Annotated in this window: 14 protein-coding genes; 7 read left to right on the forward strand and 7 right to left on the reverse strand. The window is 60.8% G+C overall.

Annotated features, from left to right (window positions below):
- Window positions 1-49 precede the first annotated feature (49 nt).
- On the reverse strand, window positions 50-1,990 hold the full coding sequence (locus FOY56_RS13190; RefSeq protein WP_146346401.1) for an AMP-binding protein: 1,941 nt from the start codon (window positions 1,988-1,990) through the stop codon (window positions 50-52).
- 246 nt (window positions 1,991-2,236) lie between these two features.
- On the opposite strand from FOY56_RS13190, the gene FOY56_RS13195 reads away from it, so the two are divergent.
- From FOY56_RS13195 to FOY56_RS13205, 3 genes are all read left to right on the forward strand, one after another.
- The gene (locus tag FOY56_RS13195; protein ID WP_146346306.1) at window positions 2,237-4,138 is read left to right on the forward strand and encodes a hybrid sensor histidine kinase/response regulator; all 1,902 of its coding nucleotides are present in this window, start codon (window positions 2,237-2,239) and stop codon (window positions 4,136-4,138) included.
- Window positions 4,135-4,836 (forward strand): response regulator transcription factor, encoded by a 702-nt coding sequence (locus FOY56_RS13200; protein ID WP_146346307.1) that lies wholly within the window; start codon window positions 4,135-4,137, stop codon window positions 4,834-4,836. Before FOY56_RS13195 ends, FOY56_RS13200 begins: the two co-directional genes overlap by 4 nt.
- A 62-nt stretch (window positions 4,837-4,898) precedes the next feature.
- On the forward strand, window positions 4,899-5,297 hold the full coding sequence (locus FOY56_RS13205; RefSeq protein ID WP_146346308.1) for an MAPEG family protein: 399 nt from the start codon (window positions 4,899-4,901) through the stop codon (window positions 5,295-5,297).
- On the opposite strand, the gene FOY56_RS13210 is transcribed toward FOY56_RS13205, so the two are convergent.
- Complete coding sequence (locus FOY56_RS13210; RefSeq protein WP_146346309.1) at window positions 5,259-6,176, reverse strand: LysR family transcriptional regulator; 918 nt, start codon at window positions 6,174-6,176, stop codon at window positions 5,259-5,261. The two genes, FOY56_RS13205 and FOY56_RS13210, sit on opposite strands and share 39 nt — an antisense overlap.
- 99 nt (window positions 6,177-6,275) lie before the next feature.
- On the opposite strand from FOY56_RS13210, the gene FOY56_RS13215 reads away from it, so the two are divergent.
- Complete coding sequence (locus FOY56_RS13215) at window positions 6,276-6,557, forward strand: DUF1330 domain-containing protein (RefSeq protein ID WP_246139480.1); 282 nt, start codon at window positions 6,276-6,278, stop codon at window positions 6,555-6,557.
- Here the strand turns inward: FOY56_RS13215 and FOY56_RS13220 are convergent.
- Entirely contained in the window at window positions 6,554-7,750 is a 1,197-nt protein-coding gene (locus tag FOY56_RS13220; RefSeq protein WP_146346311.1) for a Zn-dependent hydrolase, read from the reverse strand. The two genes, FOY56_RS13215 and FOY56_RS13220, sit on opposite strands and share 4 nt — an antisense overlap.
- Window positions 7,751-7,912: 162 nt before the next feature.
- Here FOY56_RS13220 and FOY56_RS13225 point away from each other — a divergent pair, with 162 nt between their 5' ends.
- From FOY56_RS13225 to FOY56_RS13235, 3 genes are read left to right on the forward strand one after another with little or no spacing between them, the layout of a single operon-like run.
- Window positions 7,913-8,566 carry a histidine phosphatase family protein gene (locus FOY56_RS13225; RefSeq protein WP_146346312.1) on the forward strand — a complete coding sequence of 218 codons (654 nt, stop codon included), beginning with the start codon at window positions 7,913-7,915 and terminating at the stop codon, window positions 8,564-8,566.
- 14 nt (window positions 8,567-8,580) lie between these two features.
- Window positions 8,581-9,633, forward strand: a complete 1,053-nt coding sequence (locus FOY56_RS13230; RefSeq protein WP_146346313.1) for a saccharopine dehydrogenase — start codon at window positions 8,581-8,583, stop codon at window positions 9,631-9,633.
- Between the two features lie 12 nt (window positions 9,634-9,645).
- Window positions 9,646-10,788, forward strand: a complete 1,143-nt coding sequence (locus FOY56_RS13235) for a saccharopine dehydrogenase family protein (protein WP_146346314.1) — start codon at window positions 9,646-9,648, stop codon at window positions 10,786-10,788.
- Between the two features lie 143 nt (window positions 10,789-10,931).
- Here the strand turns inward: FOY56_RS13235 and FOY56_RS13240 are convergent, their stop codons facing one another.
- From FOY56_RS13240 to mutL, 4 genes are all read right to left on the reverse strand, one after another.
- On the reverse strand, window positions 10,932-11,249 hold the full coding sequence (locus tag FOY56_RS13240) for a DUF3775 domain-containing protein (protein WP_146346315.1): 318 nt from the start codon (window positions 11,247-11,249) through the stop codon (window positions 10,932-10,934).
- Window positions 11,250-11,337: 88 nt separating this feature from the next.
- Window positions 11,338-12,651: an adenylate/guanylate cyclase domain-containing protein gene (locus tag FOY56_RS13245; protein WP_186766329.1), complete on the reverse strand. Its 1,314-nt coding sequence runs from the start codon at window positions 12,649-12,651 to the stop codon at window positions 11,338-11,340.
- 36 nt (window positions 12,652-12,687) lie between these two features.
- The gene (locus tag FOY56_RS13250; RefSeq protein ID WP_146346317.1) at window positions 12,688-13,929 is read right to left on the reverse strand and encodes a DNA recombination protein RmuC; all 1,242 of its coding nucleotides are present in this window, start codon (window positions 13,927-13,929) and stop codon (window positions 12,688-12,690) included.
- A complete protein-coding gene (gene mutL / locus FOY56_RS13255; protein WP_146346318.1) occupies window positions 13,926-15,788 on the reverse strand; it encodes a DNA mismatch repair endonuclease MutL in 1,863 nt (620 codons plus the stop codon). Before mutL ends, FOY56_RS13250 begins: the two co-directional genes overlap by 4 nt.
- Between the last annotated feature and the right edge of the window lie 8 nt (window positions 15,789-15,796).

Raw genomic sequence — 15,796 nt, forward strand, 5'->3', positions numbered from 1 at the left:
CGTATCCAGCCCTTCCCCTTGGCGGACCAATTCGATGGCAGCCGAGCGATTACTCGGCCGCAATTTTTTGCCTGATCGGCGCGACCTCGGCATCCACGATCTGCAGCGTGGCGCTGATCGACCCCTTGCGGCCGTCCTCGTAGGTCACTTCGGTCACTGTGCTGACCTGAGCGTCGCCGCCGTACATCGCATCAACAATGTCACTGAACTTGTCGGCCACGATGACACGGCGGACCTTGCGGGTCCGGGTCATTTCGCCGTCATCCGCATCCAGTTCCTTGTGCAGAACCACAAAGCGGTGGATCTGGCAGCCCGACAGCATCTCGTCCTCGGCGACCGACGCGTTCACGGCGGTCACATGGCTTTTGATGCTTTCCAGAACTTTCGGATGCCCGGCCAGTTCCTGATACGAGGCGTAAGCGATGTTGTTACGCTCGGCCCAATTGCCGACGGCAGAAAGATCGATGTTGATGAAGGCAACGCAGCGGTCTTTGCCATTGCCAAACAGCACGGCCTCAAGAATGTCGGGATAGAACTTCAGTTTGTTCTCGACATATTTGGGCGCGAACAAGCTGCCATCAGCCATTTTACCAACATCCTTGGCGCGGTCGATGATCCGCAGATGGCCACTGTCGGGTTCGAAGAACCCGGCATCACCCGTGGCGACCCAGCCTTCGGCGTCCTTGGTCGAGGCCGTAGATTCCGGGTTCTTGTAGTATTCGACGAAGGTGCCCGGGCTGCGGTAGAAGATTTCGCCATTGTCGGCGATCTTGATTTCCACATTGGGCGAGGGCACGCCAACAGTATCGGCGCGGACCTGACCATCCGGCTGCGCGGTGATGAACACCGTCGCTTCGGTCTGGCCATAAAGCTGTTTCAGGTTGATCCCAAGCGAGCGATAGAAATCGAAGATCTCAGGGCCAATCGCTTCACCTGCTGTATAACCAACGCGAACATTGCCCAGACCCAGGGTGTCTTTCAGCGGACCATAGACCAGCATATCGCCGATGCGGTATTTCAGACGGTCCATGAACCCGACGGGTTCACCATCAAGGATCTTGCCGCCGACCTTCTTGGCATGCGCCATGGCGCGGTCGAACATGCGTTTCTTCAGACTTCCGGCGTCTTCCATCCGGATCATCACGGTGGTCAGCTGGGTTTCAAACACACGTGGCGGTGCAAAGTAATAAGACGGCCCGATTTCACGCAAATCGGTGATCATCGTGTCCGCGCTTTCGGGGCAGTTCACACAGAAGCCGCACCAATAAGCCTGACCAATTGAGAAGATGAAGTCGCCAACCCACGCCATCGGCAGGTAAGACAGGATGTCTTCGTTGCGGGTCAGCTTGTCGAACTCGGCCGAATTCCTGGCGGTTTCGATCACGTTGCGGTTGGACAGCACGACACCTTTAGGCTTGCCCGTGGTGCCGCTGGTGTAAAGCATCACGCAGGTGCTGTCATAGGTCAGCTTTTCGCGCCGGGCCTTGAGGTCTGTGATCCATTCGTCGCGCGCGGCGCGGCCCTGATCCTGAACATGGCTGTACTGGTGCAGCTGGTGGTGATCGTATTTGCGCATGCCGCGCGGGTCGAGATAAATCAGATGCTCAAACTGGTGCAACTGATCCTGAACCTGAATGACCTTATCGGCCTGTTCCTGATCCGCAACGACGATGAACCGTGCACCGCAATGGCCCAGAACATAGGCCATCTCTTCCGCGCCTGAATCCTGATACAGCGGTACCGGGATCGCGCCGACCGACTGAGCGGCGACCATCGACCAGTACATGTACGGGCGGTTGCGTCCGATGATGGCGATGAAGTCGCCTTCGTTGACGCCCAGATTGATCAGACCCAGAGCCAGCGCCTCGATCTGTTCTGCGGTCTCTGCCCAGCTCCAGGACTGCCAGATACCGAATTCTTTTTCGCGATACGCGGGCGCGTCAGCGAACTCTGTCGCGTTGCGTTCTAGCAGCGCCGGAAGAGATTTCATCCCTTCGGCGCTTGACTGCGTCTGAGCCAATTTATCCCCTCCCTTTCCGGCGTCTTGTTTACCGGACACGATCGCAGATGCGATTCTGCCCCCAATAAGGAGCGCGTTGATGAATGGAGGTCAACTTTTTCCTGAACATTTCGCAATCCTTACGAATTGTTACATGCGTGATTTACCCGCTGGGATCTGCCGCGCCCCCTTTTCGCGCCCCCCGACGAAGTGATAGCCATATGGTCGGGGGACGCCGTGAAATACACCGATCATCACATCAATACGTTTACGACAGCGGGCCTGAACCTGATCGCCCAAGCCCTGTCGATTTACGACCGGGATTTGCGTCTGGTGGTGTCGAACCGCCGGTTTCAGGAAATGTTTTCCCTGCCCGATGAGCTGGTTCAACCCGGTGCCGCGTTTTCGGATACGATCCGGTTTATCGCGCAGGCAGGTGAATATGGTCCGGTCGACAATATCGAAGAACTGGTTCAGGACCGCGTCGATCAGGCTTTGGCGTTCGAGCCGCATTATATTGAACGTGATCGCCCTGACGGCACAGCGATTTCGGTCGAAGGCGCGCCGCTGCCCCAAGGCGGGTGGGTGGCGGTCTATACCGATATCACCCGGACGCGCCGGTCCGAACAATTGTTGCGGACGCGGTCGGCCGAATTGTCCGATCAGGTGTTGTCACATGCCGAAGAGCTTTCAGCCACCAACCGCGAACTGGCCGCGACCATCACCGCACTGGAAGAGGTCAGACGCCAACTGACCGAGGCCGAGGCGCGCATTCGCCTGACCACGGAAATGATGCCCGCCCACATCGCGCACGTGAATGAAGAGGGTCGCTATATCTATTCGAACAGGCGACTAAGCAGCGTCATACCGGGGCGTCCGTCGGAAATCCTTGGGCTGCATATCCGGGACGCCTTGGGCAAAAAGGTGTTTCCGCGCGTCGAGCCGCATTTGCAAAAGGCGTATGAAGGGCAAAGTCCGGTTTTTGAGTTCACCGAAGATCAGGACGCCCGGCGTATCCGCGTCGCGTTTACGCCGGACAGCAGCGGCGGCGTGTTCATCCTGTCGATGGACGTGACCGAAGAAACCCAGGCCCGTGTTGCCCTGCAACAGACCCGCCGCCGCGCCATGGCCGCGCAGATGACCAATGGTCTCGCGCATGATTTCTCGAACCTGTTGACGATCATACTGGGCACCCAGAGCAAGCTGCAAAAGATGGATCTGGGGACCGAGGCTGACAGCCTGATCGGGGCCACGCTGTCCGCCGCCCGGCGCGGAGGGAGCCTGTTGAACCGGATCGCTGATATGACCGGCAACCGCACCCTGCGACCCGAAGCGACCGATCTGCATGCGCTTTTGGAAGACCTACGTCTGCTGGCCACAGCAAGCCTGCCGCCGGGCGTTGGGTTGAGCGTGCTGGATCATACGTCGAACGCACTGTTGTTGCTGGACCCGGGCATGCTGCAGGATGCGTTGCTGAACCTGATCCTGAATGCGCGGGATGCACTGGGGGCGACCGGTCAGATCACCGTCAGCGCTCATGCGGTTGGGCGGATCTGGATCGAGATTGCAGTGATCGACACCGGCCCCGGGTTTTCTTCCGAGGCCTTGGAAAAGGCGTTGAACCCGTTCTTCACCACCAAGGGCGGCGAAGGGTCGGGGCTGGGCCTGCCGATGGCCTATGACATGGTGAAACTGACGGGCGGCGATCTGCGGCTGACCAACACGCCCACCGGTGCCTGCGTGACCTTGCGCCTGCCGTACCGCGCCGCGCCGCGCGAAACCGGCGGGTTGGTTTTGCTGGTTGAAGACAGCGAAGACTTGCGGGCCACATTCCGCGACATGCTGGTGGATCTGGGTCATTCGGTGATCGAGGCAACTTCGGTTGACGAGGCCATCGCCCTGATCGCCGATATCGAAGGCATCCGGCTTGTGCTATCAGACATTCGCCTGCAAGAGGCCGCCACCGGGCTGGATCTGGTGACCCGGCTTGAGGGCAGTGGCCTCAACTGCATCCTGATGACGTCACTGCCTTTATCCGACCCGCTGCATCGTGCAGCGCTGGCCCGCGCGCCGGTGCTGCGCAAACCCTTTACCCGCGCCCAGTTGTCGGCGCTGATCCGAACCGAGGTTGCCGCATGACTGCTCCGCTGGTCACAATTCTGGACGACGAACCCGAAATCCGGACCATCCTGACCGACGTGCTTGAGGATGCCGGGTTTCGCACGCAATGTTTTGGCCGGGCCCGCGAGTTCGAAGCGGCCCTAAAACGGACAACGCCGGATGTCTGCCTTGTCGATCTGTCGCTGCCCGATACCGATGGCTTGACACTGGTCCACCGCCTGGCACTGGAACAGGGCGCGGCGGTGATCATCATTTCAGGCCGCGCACAGGTGCAGGACCGGGTGACAGGTTTGGAACTGGGCGCCGATGACTATATCACCAAGCCGTTCGACCCGGCCGAGGTTGTCGCCCGCATTCGCGCCCGTCTTCGGGGCAATCGCCCGGTGGCGCAATCCGGTGATACCGCACGTTTCAATGGGTGGACCGCGCATTTCGACCGCTACATGCTGGAAGACGCCGAGGGAGAGGAAACCGCGTTTTCCCATGCCGAGGGCGAGGTGCTGCGGCTGTTTCTGGACAGTCCCAAACGCCTGATCAGCCGCGTGCAGATGCAAGAAGCGTTGGGTGGTGCGGCGGGCGAAAGCTTTGATCGGGCGATGGATGTACGCATCTCGCGCCTGCGCACCAAGCTGCGTGAAGACCCCAAGAACCCCCGGCTGATCAAAACGATCTATGGCGCGGGATACATCTTTCTTGGGGATGTGAACTGGGGCTGAGCACGCAAGGCGTGATTGTTGATGCGAGTATGCTATCTTTCCGGCCACAGGGAGGATCAATCATGACGCAACTCGAAACCTATACCGCGCTATCCGCACTTTGGCTGGCCATTGCCAGCCTTCCCTACATTCTGGATCGCATCATCGTACGGGGCATCCCCGGGGCGTTGCAGAATTATAGCCCGGATGCCGTGCCGCAGTCGCCTTGGGCGCAACGGGCCAAACGGGCGCATACGGTGGGGGTCGAGGCCTTTGTTGCCTTTGCTCCGCTGGCGATCATCGCGATGCTGCGTATTCCCGAAGACCCGCTGCCGGGCACATTGGCCATGGTGTTCTTCTTCGCGATCCTTGCGCATTACGTTATTTACTGCATGGGTATCATCCTGCTGCGCACAATCGCGTTTCTCGGCGCATTCGGGGCCTCAGTTCTGATGGGACTGCGCGTGCTTGGGGTGATCTGACCCCACGTCGGTCACGAATTCGGATCGACGCGACCGGAAGTAGGGCACCAGGATGTCGCGAAAGGCCTGCAACTTGGCCGTGCGCCAGACATCCGGGTGCCCAACCACCCAGATATCGGCGTAAGGCTGTGGCGGCAGGTTCGGCACCTGCACGAGTCCCGGCGTGCGTCGCCCCAGAAACAGGGGCATCCGGACCACACCAAGGCCCGCTTGCGCTGCACCGATTTGCGCCACCATGTCATCAAAGGTCATCCGCACACGCGAAGACGGATAGATGGCACGGGCGAATGCGGGAATGTCCGTGTAGGACTCGTAAATCAGCCAATCGATCGGATCATTTGGGTCTTTGGCAATCCGCGCGACAATTTCGGGGCTGGCAAAGCAACCGGTGTATTGTTCGGCCAGCCGCAGACCTTTCAGCGTGTCGCCGGGTGTCCGGCTGATGCGGATCGCCAGATCCGCCTCGCGCCGGTTCAGGTTCAGCAGATCGTTGCTGGCCTTTACATACAGGTCAATCTGCGGATGGGCATCGGTAAAGGCGGCAAGCACGGGCGCGACATAGGGACCGATCAGCAATTGCGGCGCGGTGATCACCAGATTGCCTTGCAGGCTTTGGTCCCGCCCTTGAACAAGGCGCAACAGCGCATCTTGCTGGCCCTCCATCTGCGCGGCGTGATCGGCGACCATGCGTCCGGTTTCGGTGGCGACATAACCAGAGGGCAGCTTTTCGAACAGGACGGCACCCATCGCGGCTTCGGCCCGCTGCACCCGGCGCGCGACGGTGGTGTAGTTGATCCCCAAGGCGGTACCTGCCCCGGCAAGCGATCCCGAGCGCACCAGCGCGAGGACAGTTTTCAGATCATCCCAATCGACGGTCATACCGTGCGTTTTTGCATGTCATACCTGCAATTGCACGCGTTTTCGCATCGACGTTTGCCCCCTACGTTCCTGACACAGTTCAACCAAAGGAGACCCACGATGACCTATGCCGTGTTCAAAGCCATTGTGACCAACCCCGAAGCCCTTGCCGCCTATCGCGATCAGGCAGGGGCTGCGCTTGCCCGCCATGGCGGCAAGGTCGAGCAAGCCTCGGCCACGCCGGAAGCCCTGGATGGCAAACCAACGATCCCCAGCGTGACAGCCATATTGTCCTTTCCTGACGCGGATGCCGCGCGGGCCTGGATCAATGACCCGGAACTGGCCGAGTTGCACGATCTGCGCCGCAGTGCCGGTCAGACCGAGATCATGTTGCTGGCTTAGGTCAGGTTGGACACAGCGCGGGCCAGCACATGCAGGCCCGCGACCAGATCGGGTTCGGCTGTGTCTTCTTCGAACGCATGGCTGATACCATTGATGGAAGGCACGAACAGCATCGCGACCGGCATAAGCCGCGCCACATTGGTGGCGTCGTGCAAAGCGCCCGACGGCATGACACGCCATTTTTCGGGGGCCGTGGCCTTTGCTGCCTGCTCCAACGCTGTGCGCAGCCGCATATCCATTGCAACCGGATCCAAACCCAGCATCGGGCCAAACCTGACGCGCAGCCCGGTTTTTTCGGCGATTTCAGATGCGGTTTCGCGGATGATCGTGTTCAACCGGTCCAGCCGATCGACCTCGGCATCGCGCCATTGCATGGAAAACGTCGCCCGCCCCGGCACGATGGACGACGCGTTGGGATGCAACGTGACATGGCCGATGGTCCACACAGTTGTTGGCGTCACCACGTTGCGGAAACGGGTGTTGATCGCTGTGTTGAATGCCGAAAGGGCCTGAAACGCATCCTGTCGCAGGTGCATCGGCGTCGTGCCCGCATGGTTTTGCTGCCCGTCACAAGTGATGCGCATGTCGCGAATGCCGACGATGTCGGACACAACGCCGATCTGTTCGTTCGCCGTATCCAGAACGGGGCCCTGTTCGATATGCATTTCGATGAACCCGCTAAAACGAGTCGGATCGACAAAATCACCAGCCATTTCAGCGAAACAGGCCCTTGCCGCACTAAACGTCACGCCAGCGTGGTCGGTCAGCTCATCCGCCTCTTCCAGCGGCAGTTGGCCTGACCAGACCGCGCTGCCTGTGGTGACGCCAAACCGGCCTTCTTCATCCTCAAAGCTGACCACCGACACCTTTGGCCCACTGGCCTCATGCGATGCCCGCGCGACCTCAAGGGCTGCGATCACGCCAAGCGCGCCATCCAGCCAGCCGCCTTCGGGTTGACTGTCGCTGTGTGATCCCAGCAGCAAAGACGGACCATCCGCCAGCCCAAACAGGTTGCCCACCGGATCGACATGCGGGGTCAGCCCGGCCTCAGACATCCGCGTCGCCAGCCATTTGCGGGCGGCGACGTCATCCTTTGAAAAGGCTGGGCGCACAACGCCTTTGCCGACGCCGGCAGCGCCGAACTCGCGTAAATCGTGCAGATCCTTCAAAAAACGGTCTTCATTTACCTTCATGTTGTTATCCCCCCTTCTCGTTCAAAACCATCGCACATGATCCGGTGTTATTTCACGACTCGGATCGTAACTGTGGGGCGAATTTTTTGCCACTGCGCACGCCGTCTCTTTCCCCGGACGCAGGGCTCGCTTAAGACGATGCCAAGCAGGAGCATCAGACACATGTCGCACATCACTCTTATCCGCCACGGACAGGCCAACACCGGTGCAAGGGACGAAGTCAGCTATGACAAGCTCAGCGACCTTGGGCATCAGCAGGCGCAGTGGCTGGGGGAGTATCTGTCCACCAATGGTCCGCATCATCCGCGCCTGTATTGCGGCACGCTGACCCGCCATATCGAAACCGCGCAGGCAATGGATATGGGCGAAGACATCGTGCAGGACGCCCGCCTGAACGAGTTGGAATATTTCACGCTGGCCGAGCTTCTCGAAACCCAGCACGGTGTCGTTATCCCGGTCGAGCGCGAAGGTTTTATCGACCACCTGCCGACAGTCTTCGCCGCCTGGCAGGATGGCAAGATCGAGAACCCGCCAGAAACGTTCGAGGCGTTCCATGCCCGTGTCTCAGCAGCCCTGATGGAAATCGCGCAGGGCGACGGACCGGCGCTGGTCGTGACCTCAGGCGGGCTGATCGCGATGGCGATGCGCCAGACGCTTGGGCTTGACATCCCGGCCATGGCACGTGTTGCCTTGGCGATCATGAACACCTCGATGCACCGGCTGTTTCCCATCGGCGACCACCTCAGCCCGGTGCTGTTCAACGCGGTGCCGCATCTGGACACGCCAGACCGGCACTACGCCCAGACGCATCTGTAAGGAAGACGCCCGCCATGACACATCTTTGGGTCCGCGCCGAACAGCGCCAAAACGAAGACCGGGTCGGTTTGGCCCCAGACGGCGCGCGCGCCCTGCTGGCCGCCGGGATCCGCGTGACGATCGAAGACAGCACCACCCGTGCGATTCCAATCGACGGCTATCGCGATGCGGGTTGCGAGATCGCGGCAGAAAACAGCTGGCCCGATGCCCCGGCCGACGCGATCATCTTTGGCCTGAAAGAACTGCCAGATGACGGCACGCCCCTGCCCCACAAGCACATCATGTTCGGCCATGCCTTCAAAGGCCAGCATTCAGGCAAGGCCCTGCTGGACCGGTTCACCGCCGGGGGCGGTATGCTTTATGATCTGGAATACCTTGTGGATGAAGCGGGCCGCCGCGTTGCCGCGTTCGGCTATTGGGCCGGTTATGCCGGCGCCGCTGTCACGCTGAAAGCCTGGGCTGCGCAACAGCAAGGCGGAATCTGCGGGCCCGTCGGGGCCTATCCAAACAAAGACGCCTTGCTGGCCGAATTGCTCGCAGACCTTGACGCCACCGGTGCCCCGCGCCCCGCTGCCATCGTCATTGGTGCGCTGGGTCGTGTCGGGTCTGGCGCAGCCGACCTGTGCGAGGCGATGGGCGTTGCCGTCACCAAGTGGGACATGGCCGAAACCGCCAATGGCGGCCCGTTCCCCGAAATCCTTGACCACGACCTGTTCCTGAACTGCATCTTCGCCCGCCCCGGCACCCCGGTTTTTGTACCGGTCTCGGCCCTGACGGCCTCGCGCAAACTGACCGCCATCGGCGATGTCGCCTGCGATCCGGACAGCGATTACAATCCCCTACCAGTCTATAATCGCGCCACGTCGTGGGATGCACCGGTGGTGCGCGTGGCCACGGACCCTGTTCTGGACGTGATGGCCATCGACAACCTGCCCTCCATGCTGCCAGCCGAAAGCTCGGATGACTATGCGGCGCAGCTTTTGCCCTCGCTTTTGACCCTGACTGACCTTGGCGCAGGCGTCTGGGCGCGCGCAAAGGCGGTATTCGATGACAACACAAAGATCTGAAGGAGACCCATCATGACCATTCACTGGTGCGGCACCGGCCTGTCGGCCATCCCCGGCCTGCGGCGGCTGATCCAAGCCGGTCAGGACGTGACCGTCTGGAACCGGACGCTGGACAAGGCACAGGACGCCGTGGGCGATCTGACCGACAAGATCCGCGCCTTCGACATCGACGCGCTGGGGGATACCCTTGCCAAGGGCGACGTCGTTGTCTCCATGCTGCCCGGCGACTGGCACGTACCACTTGCCGAACTGGCGATCTCGAAGGGCGCGCATTTCGTGTCGTCTTCCTATATCGCGCCCGAGATGCAGGCGCTTGACGACAAGGCGCGCGCCGCCGGCGTGGCGCTGGTCAACGAAGTCGGACTGGATCCGGGCATCGACCACCTGATGGCTCATGCGCTGATCGAAGACTACCGCGCCTCTGACGCTTTTGACCCGGCGAACCACTTGAGCTTTATTTCCTATTGCGGTGGCATTCCGAAAAACCCCAACCCGTTCCGTTACAAATTCAGCTGGTCGCCATTGGGTGTGCTCAAGGCACTGCGCTCCCCATCCCGCTCGATCCGCGACTATTCCGAATTGCGCGTCAACCGCCCCTGGGACGCGATCAGCAGCTATACCGCTCCGCTGCCCACCCCCGAAAGCTTCGAGGTTTATCCCAACCGCGATTCCCTCCCCTTCATGGATCAGTACCAGTTTGACTCGGGCTGGCCGGTTAAGGAATTCGTGCGCGGCACCCTGCGCCTGAACGGCTGGGCCGACGCCTGGGACGGTGTGTTCAAAGAGGTCGAAACCCTGACCGGTCCCGAAGGCGACGCACGCCTGAAAGAAATGTCCGATCAGTTCTGGGCTGACAACGCCTATGACGACGGCGAACCCGACCGGGTTGTGCTATGCGTCAGCCTGAAGGCGGAACAAGACGGGCAAGCCGTCTGGCACAAGACTTATGTGATGGATGCCTGGGGGGATGAGCGCGGCTCGGCAATGGCGCGTCTGGTCTCGATCCCGGTGTCACTGGCGATTACCTCGGTTCTGAACCGTGAAATCCCGGCTGGGGTTCACGCCGCGCCTGGCGATCCGAAACTGGTCGAAAACTGGATGTCGGTGATCGACACACAAGCCCAGCATCTGCAGATCGTCGACCAGCTGGGCTGACACAAACGATCAAAGGCGCACGTCCCCGCGCGCCTCTGCTTCTTTCTTGTTGAAAAATACCCCGGGGGTGAATTGGCCGTATGGCCAAGAGGGGGCAGCTCCCCCTCCCCTGTCGGATCGCGAATGCGATCCGACGCCCTGGATCACAACAGATCGTTCTCGACATCTTCTGCCGAGATCCCCAAAGCATCCAGCCCGTTCTCAAGATGGTCCGACAGGTGTGGCGAGCCAAGCAGGTAATCCGCGCACGGAATCGTTGCTTCGGCCTTGGCTGTCCTTATCGCCTCGGCCAGATCCTCGGCCTCAAAGCTTTCACGCCCGATCCACATGATCGCCACCAACTCGGCTTGTTCATCTTCGCTCATCCGGTCAATGAAGGCGCGCAATTCGCCCTCGGCCCGACCCAGTTCGCGTGCCATCATGGCCACCTGGCCCACTTTGCGTGCGGAAATTTCCAGCATGCTCATATCCCTTCTGTTCGCTGTCGTTGCATCATCAGACGGCAGACCCGGGTGCACGTCTTTGATCTTGAACAAATCGGCCAGCCTATCATCCAGAACCGGTCCTGCGCCCGAACAGACGCAATTCATGGCTACGCCCCCGCAACGCGACATCGCCCAGATTGTCCCATCCATCATCTGCAAGACCTGCCGCACTCAGAAGGTCCCCTGACAGGATAATCTCCATGCCTTCGGCCTTGGTCATCTGTTCCAGCCGCGCCGCGGCATTCACCGTGTCGCCAAATACCGAGTATTCCAGCCGTTGCTGACTGCCGACGACACCGCTGAACACCTCGCCCCAATGCGCGCCGATCCCGACGTTCACAGGCGTTTCGCCCGACGCTTTGCGTCCTTCAGACCAGTCTGCCATGCTTTGCGCCAATGACATGGCGCACGCCACACACGCCCGCGCGGCAGATTGCGGGTCGTTGTCACGCTCGAACACGATCATCGCCGCATCGCCCATGAATTTGTCAATGATACCGCCGTTCTTGTCAGACACCGACGCAATCCGGTCGCGGTATTCGGTCATCAGCCCCGTGACCTCTTGCGGCGCGCGGTTTTCCGACCAGCCGGTAAAATCCCGCATATCGATGAACAGGACGCCAACATCATGCCTTTGGCCCTGCTGCAGCTGGTCCAACCCGCCCCCGGCCAGCCGGGTCACCAGTTGTTCAGGCAGATAGCGTGTCAGGTTGGCGTTGCGCAGCGCCGTGTCGATGGACCGATGCAACAGCTGTTGCGTCCGCCGCACGGCCACATACAGCACCACACCCGCCAGTCCGATCATCACCAGACGCATCAGGTTTGGCGGCGGCGACAGGAATATCCAGACCGGTCCGTCGAACAGACCCCGCATCTGTCCGGCCTCGACCGAGATCAGAAAGCCAACACCGATCACCAGCAGCACGACCGTATAAGCCATGACCTTTGGGTTGACCCGCAAAACGCTGAAACTCAGCACAATTGGCACCAGCCAGATCGACGGCAAAGTGAACACCGCGTCCCCGGTCAATTGGGTGTTCTGCATGCTCAGCCAGACACTGATCACAATGAACACAACGTCCGCCGTGGCCGTCAGCCAGATCATCCAGACCCGCACCAGCCCGCGCCGGGACAGGATCCATGTCAGCAGCCCCAGCAGGAAATAGCATCCAACGGTGCCTGCCGCGTAAATCCACTGGAATTTCAAGACATGAAGTACACCAGTCGTCGTGGCTTCGGGCGGTGATACGGCGATCCACAGGAACATGACCAGACCGATGGAAACGCCCATCCGCAACAGCGACACCAGCCGTTCTGCGTCAAGCTCGGCGCGGGTCAGCAGGTGGGAAAGATCGGATTGGCCTGGGGTATCTGTCATGACTGTTCCACGCGCGCCCATTCGGGTTCCGTCGGTTTACCCGTCGCCAATGGGCACGACATTTCCCCTTGGCTCTGGTGCATCCGGTGCCAATTCTTCGAAATCGAAATTGTCCAGACGCTGCGCCCGCCGCCCCGCCTTGTCGGCGCTGATCTTGATGTCCGAGATATCCTTGGCCGCCTGTCCGAAATGACGGTCCAGATTAGACACCCGGTCGCCCAGCCGTTCGACATCCTTGTGCAGCAGGCCCAGTTCCTTGCGGATGGCGCCCGCCTGTTCACGCATCCGCGCATCCTTCAGGATCGCGCGCATCGTGTTCAGGGTTGCCATGCAGGTGGTCGGTGACACGATCCAGACCCGCGCGGAAAAACCTTCGCGCACCAGTTCCGGAAAATTCGCGTGCAATTCGGCATAGACCGCTTCGGACGGCAGAAACATCAGCGCGCCATCGGCGGTTTCACCGTCGATGATATAGCGTTCGGAAATTGCCTTTATATGGGTGCGCACGGCGGTGCGCATCATCCGCGCGGCCTCGGTCAATTCGCCTTGGGTGTTGGCCTTGCGCAGCGCCTCATATGCCTCAAGCGGAAATTTCGAGTCGATCACGATGGGTCCGGGCGGGTTCGGCAGATGGATCAGGCAATCGGCGCGGCGCCCGTTCGACAGGGTCGCCTGCAGTTCATAGCTGTCTTTTGGCAAGGCCTTGGACACGATGTCGTTCAACTGGATTTCACCAAACGCGCCGCGGGTCTGCTTGTTGGACAGGATGTCCTGAAGGCTCAGCACATCTCCGGACAGCTTGGTGATGTTATCCTGCGCCTTGTCGATCACCGCCAGCCGCTCCTGAAGCTGCGTCAGCGAGGTCGTGGTTTTCTTGGATTGCCCGTGCAGCGTTTCGCTCATCCGTTGCTGCATTTCTGTCAGCGCCCGGTTCTGACGCATCGCGTTGTCGGCCAGCCGGTCGTTCATGTGCTGCTGAACAGCTGCAAGGCGGGTTTCGACGGTCTGGATCACCTGCACCTGAGCGTTCGCCTGCGTGTCGGACACATTTTGCAGCCCCCCGCGCATCTGCTCCTGCCCCTGTCCCAGTTGCTGCACGCTTTGGCCCAGCATCGCCATCTGCTGCGCGATGGGTTCGACCATCCGGGCCGAGCGGTTGGAGGCGCGCAGGGCGAGGAACAGCAGCAACAGGACAAGCAGAATGATGCCCATTCCCGCCAGTGCGGCCATGACGGTCGGGTCTTCCAACGAATAGGTCTGATCACCGATCTGGATCATGTGCGTCCGAACAGCCGTTCGATATCGGCCAGCTTGAGTTCAACATATGTAGGTCGCCCATGGTTGCACTGGCCGGAATGGGGCGTTGCCTCCATCTCGCGCAGCAGGGCGTTCATCTCTTCGCCATGCATCCGCCGGCCCGACCGGATCGAGCCATGGCAGGCCACGCGGCTGAGGATCGCTTCGATGCGGGCCTGGACGGTCTGGTTGTCGCCCTGATCCGCAAGCTCGTCCAGAATGTCACGGATCATCGCTTGCGCGTTGACTTCCCCCAGAATGGCAGGGGTTTCGCGCACAGCAATTGCGCCGCCTCCGAACGGCTCAATGCCAAGCCCCAGCCGGGTCAAATCCTCTGCAACGTCCAAAAGGGTGGCACAGTCGTTGTCGGACAACTCAACGATTTCGGGGATCAGTAGGGCCTGTGCAGCGACGCCGTTTTCGGCCATCTGGTGCTTCAGCTTTTCATAGACCAGCCGTTCGTGCGCGGCGTGCTGGTCGACGATAACGATCCCTGTTTCGGTCTGCGCAATGATATAGTTTTCATGCACCTGAGCCCGCGCCGCACCCAGCGGCAGTTGGTCGGGCTGAGTGGTTTCAACGTCTTCACTGTGATCAGGCGAGGTGATGATCTGGCCCGAATAGCTTTCCGAAAACCCGGAAAAACCAGTGTCGAACGGCTCGGGCGCTTGTCCGCGATACGCCGTCGCGCGGGCGTTCATAGACGGGCGATCCATCTGATACACCGGCGCGCCAGAAGGTTCGGGCCGCATCGCGCCCAGCGTGGCATCGGCGACAGTGGTCGAGGCGCGATGCCCGGCTTCGGCCAATGCGTGGCGCAGGCCGGATACGATCAAACCGCGCGGGACCCCGGAGTCACGGAACCGGACCTCGGATTTGGCGGGGTGCACGTTGACGTCGACCAAGGTCGGGTCACAATCAAGGAACAGGGCCGCCGCCGGGTGCCTGTCACGGCTGAGAAAATCGAAATAGGCGGCGCGCAGGGCACCGGTCAGCATCTTGTCGCGGACCGGGCGGCCATTGACGAACAGGTATTGCGCCACCGCCGCGCCGCGCGAATAGGTCGGCAAAGCGGCATAGCCATACAGGCGGATACCTTCGCGGGTGGCATCGATGCGCAGCGCGTTTTCGGCAAATTCACGACCCAGAATGCGGGCCAGACGGTCGTGCAATGCGTCGAACAGATCACCCGATTCTGCGTCCGCGCGAAAGGTCACGCGCCCGTTGCCGCCGCCCGACACGTCGCGCAGGGTAAACCCGATCGCGGGTTCGGCCATCGCGAGGCGCTTGACCACATCCGAGATTGCCTGGCTTTCGGCGCGATCGGTGCGCATGAACTTCAGCCGCGCAGGGGTGGCATAAAACAGGTCGCGCAGTTCGACCACGGTGCCACGGCTCAGCGCGGCAGGTTTCACGGGATCGGTCCGACCACCGGACACGCGGATGGTCGCAGCATCTGCATCATTGACGCGGCTGGTGATCGACAGACGGCCAACCGAACCCAATGACGGCAAAGCCTCGCCGCGGAACCCGAAGGTGTGGATGTTTAGCAGATCGGACCCGTCGATTTTCGACGTTGCATGGCGCGACAAGGCCAGCGGCAAGTCACCCGCCGCGATGCCGCAGCCGTCATCTGTCACCCGGATCAGCGTCTTGCCGCCATCGGCGACATCGATCACAATTCTGGTCGCACCCGCATCAACGGCGTTTTCGACCAGTTCTTTGACGGCAGATGCGGGGCGTTCCACGACTTCACCGGCCGCGATTCTGTTGATCGCGGTTTCGTCCAGTTGACGAATGACGGGCGGATTATCGCGGATGTTGCGGTTAGGGAAAGCCATACCGCAAT

The organism is Falsiphaeobacter marinintestinus (genome assembly GCF_007923355.1).
In the GTDB taxonomy this organism is placed as follows: domain Bacteria; phylum Pseudomonadota; class Alphaproteobacteria; order Rhodobacterales; family Rhodobacteraceae; genus Phaeobacter_A; species Phaeobacter_A marinintestinus.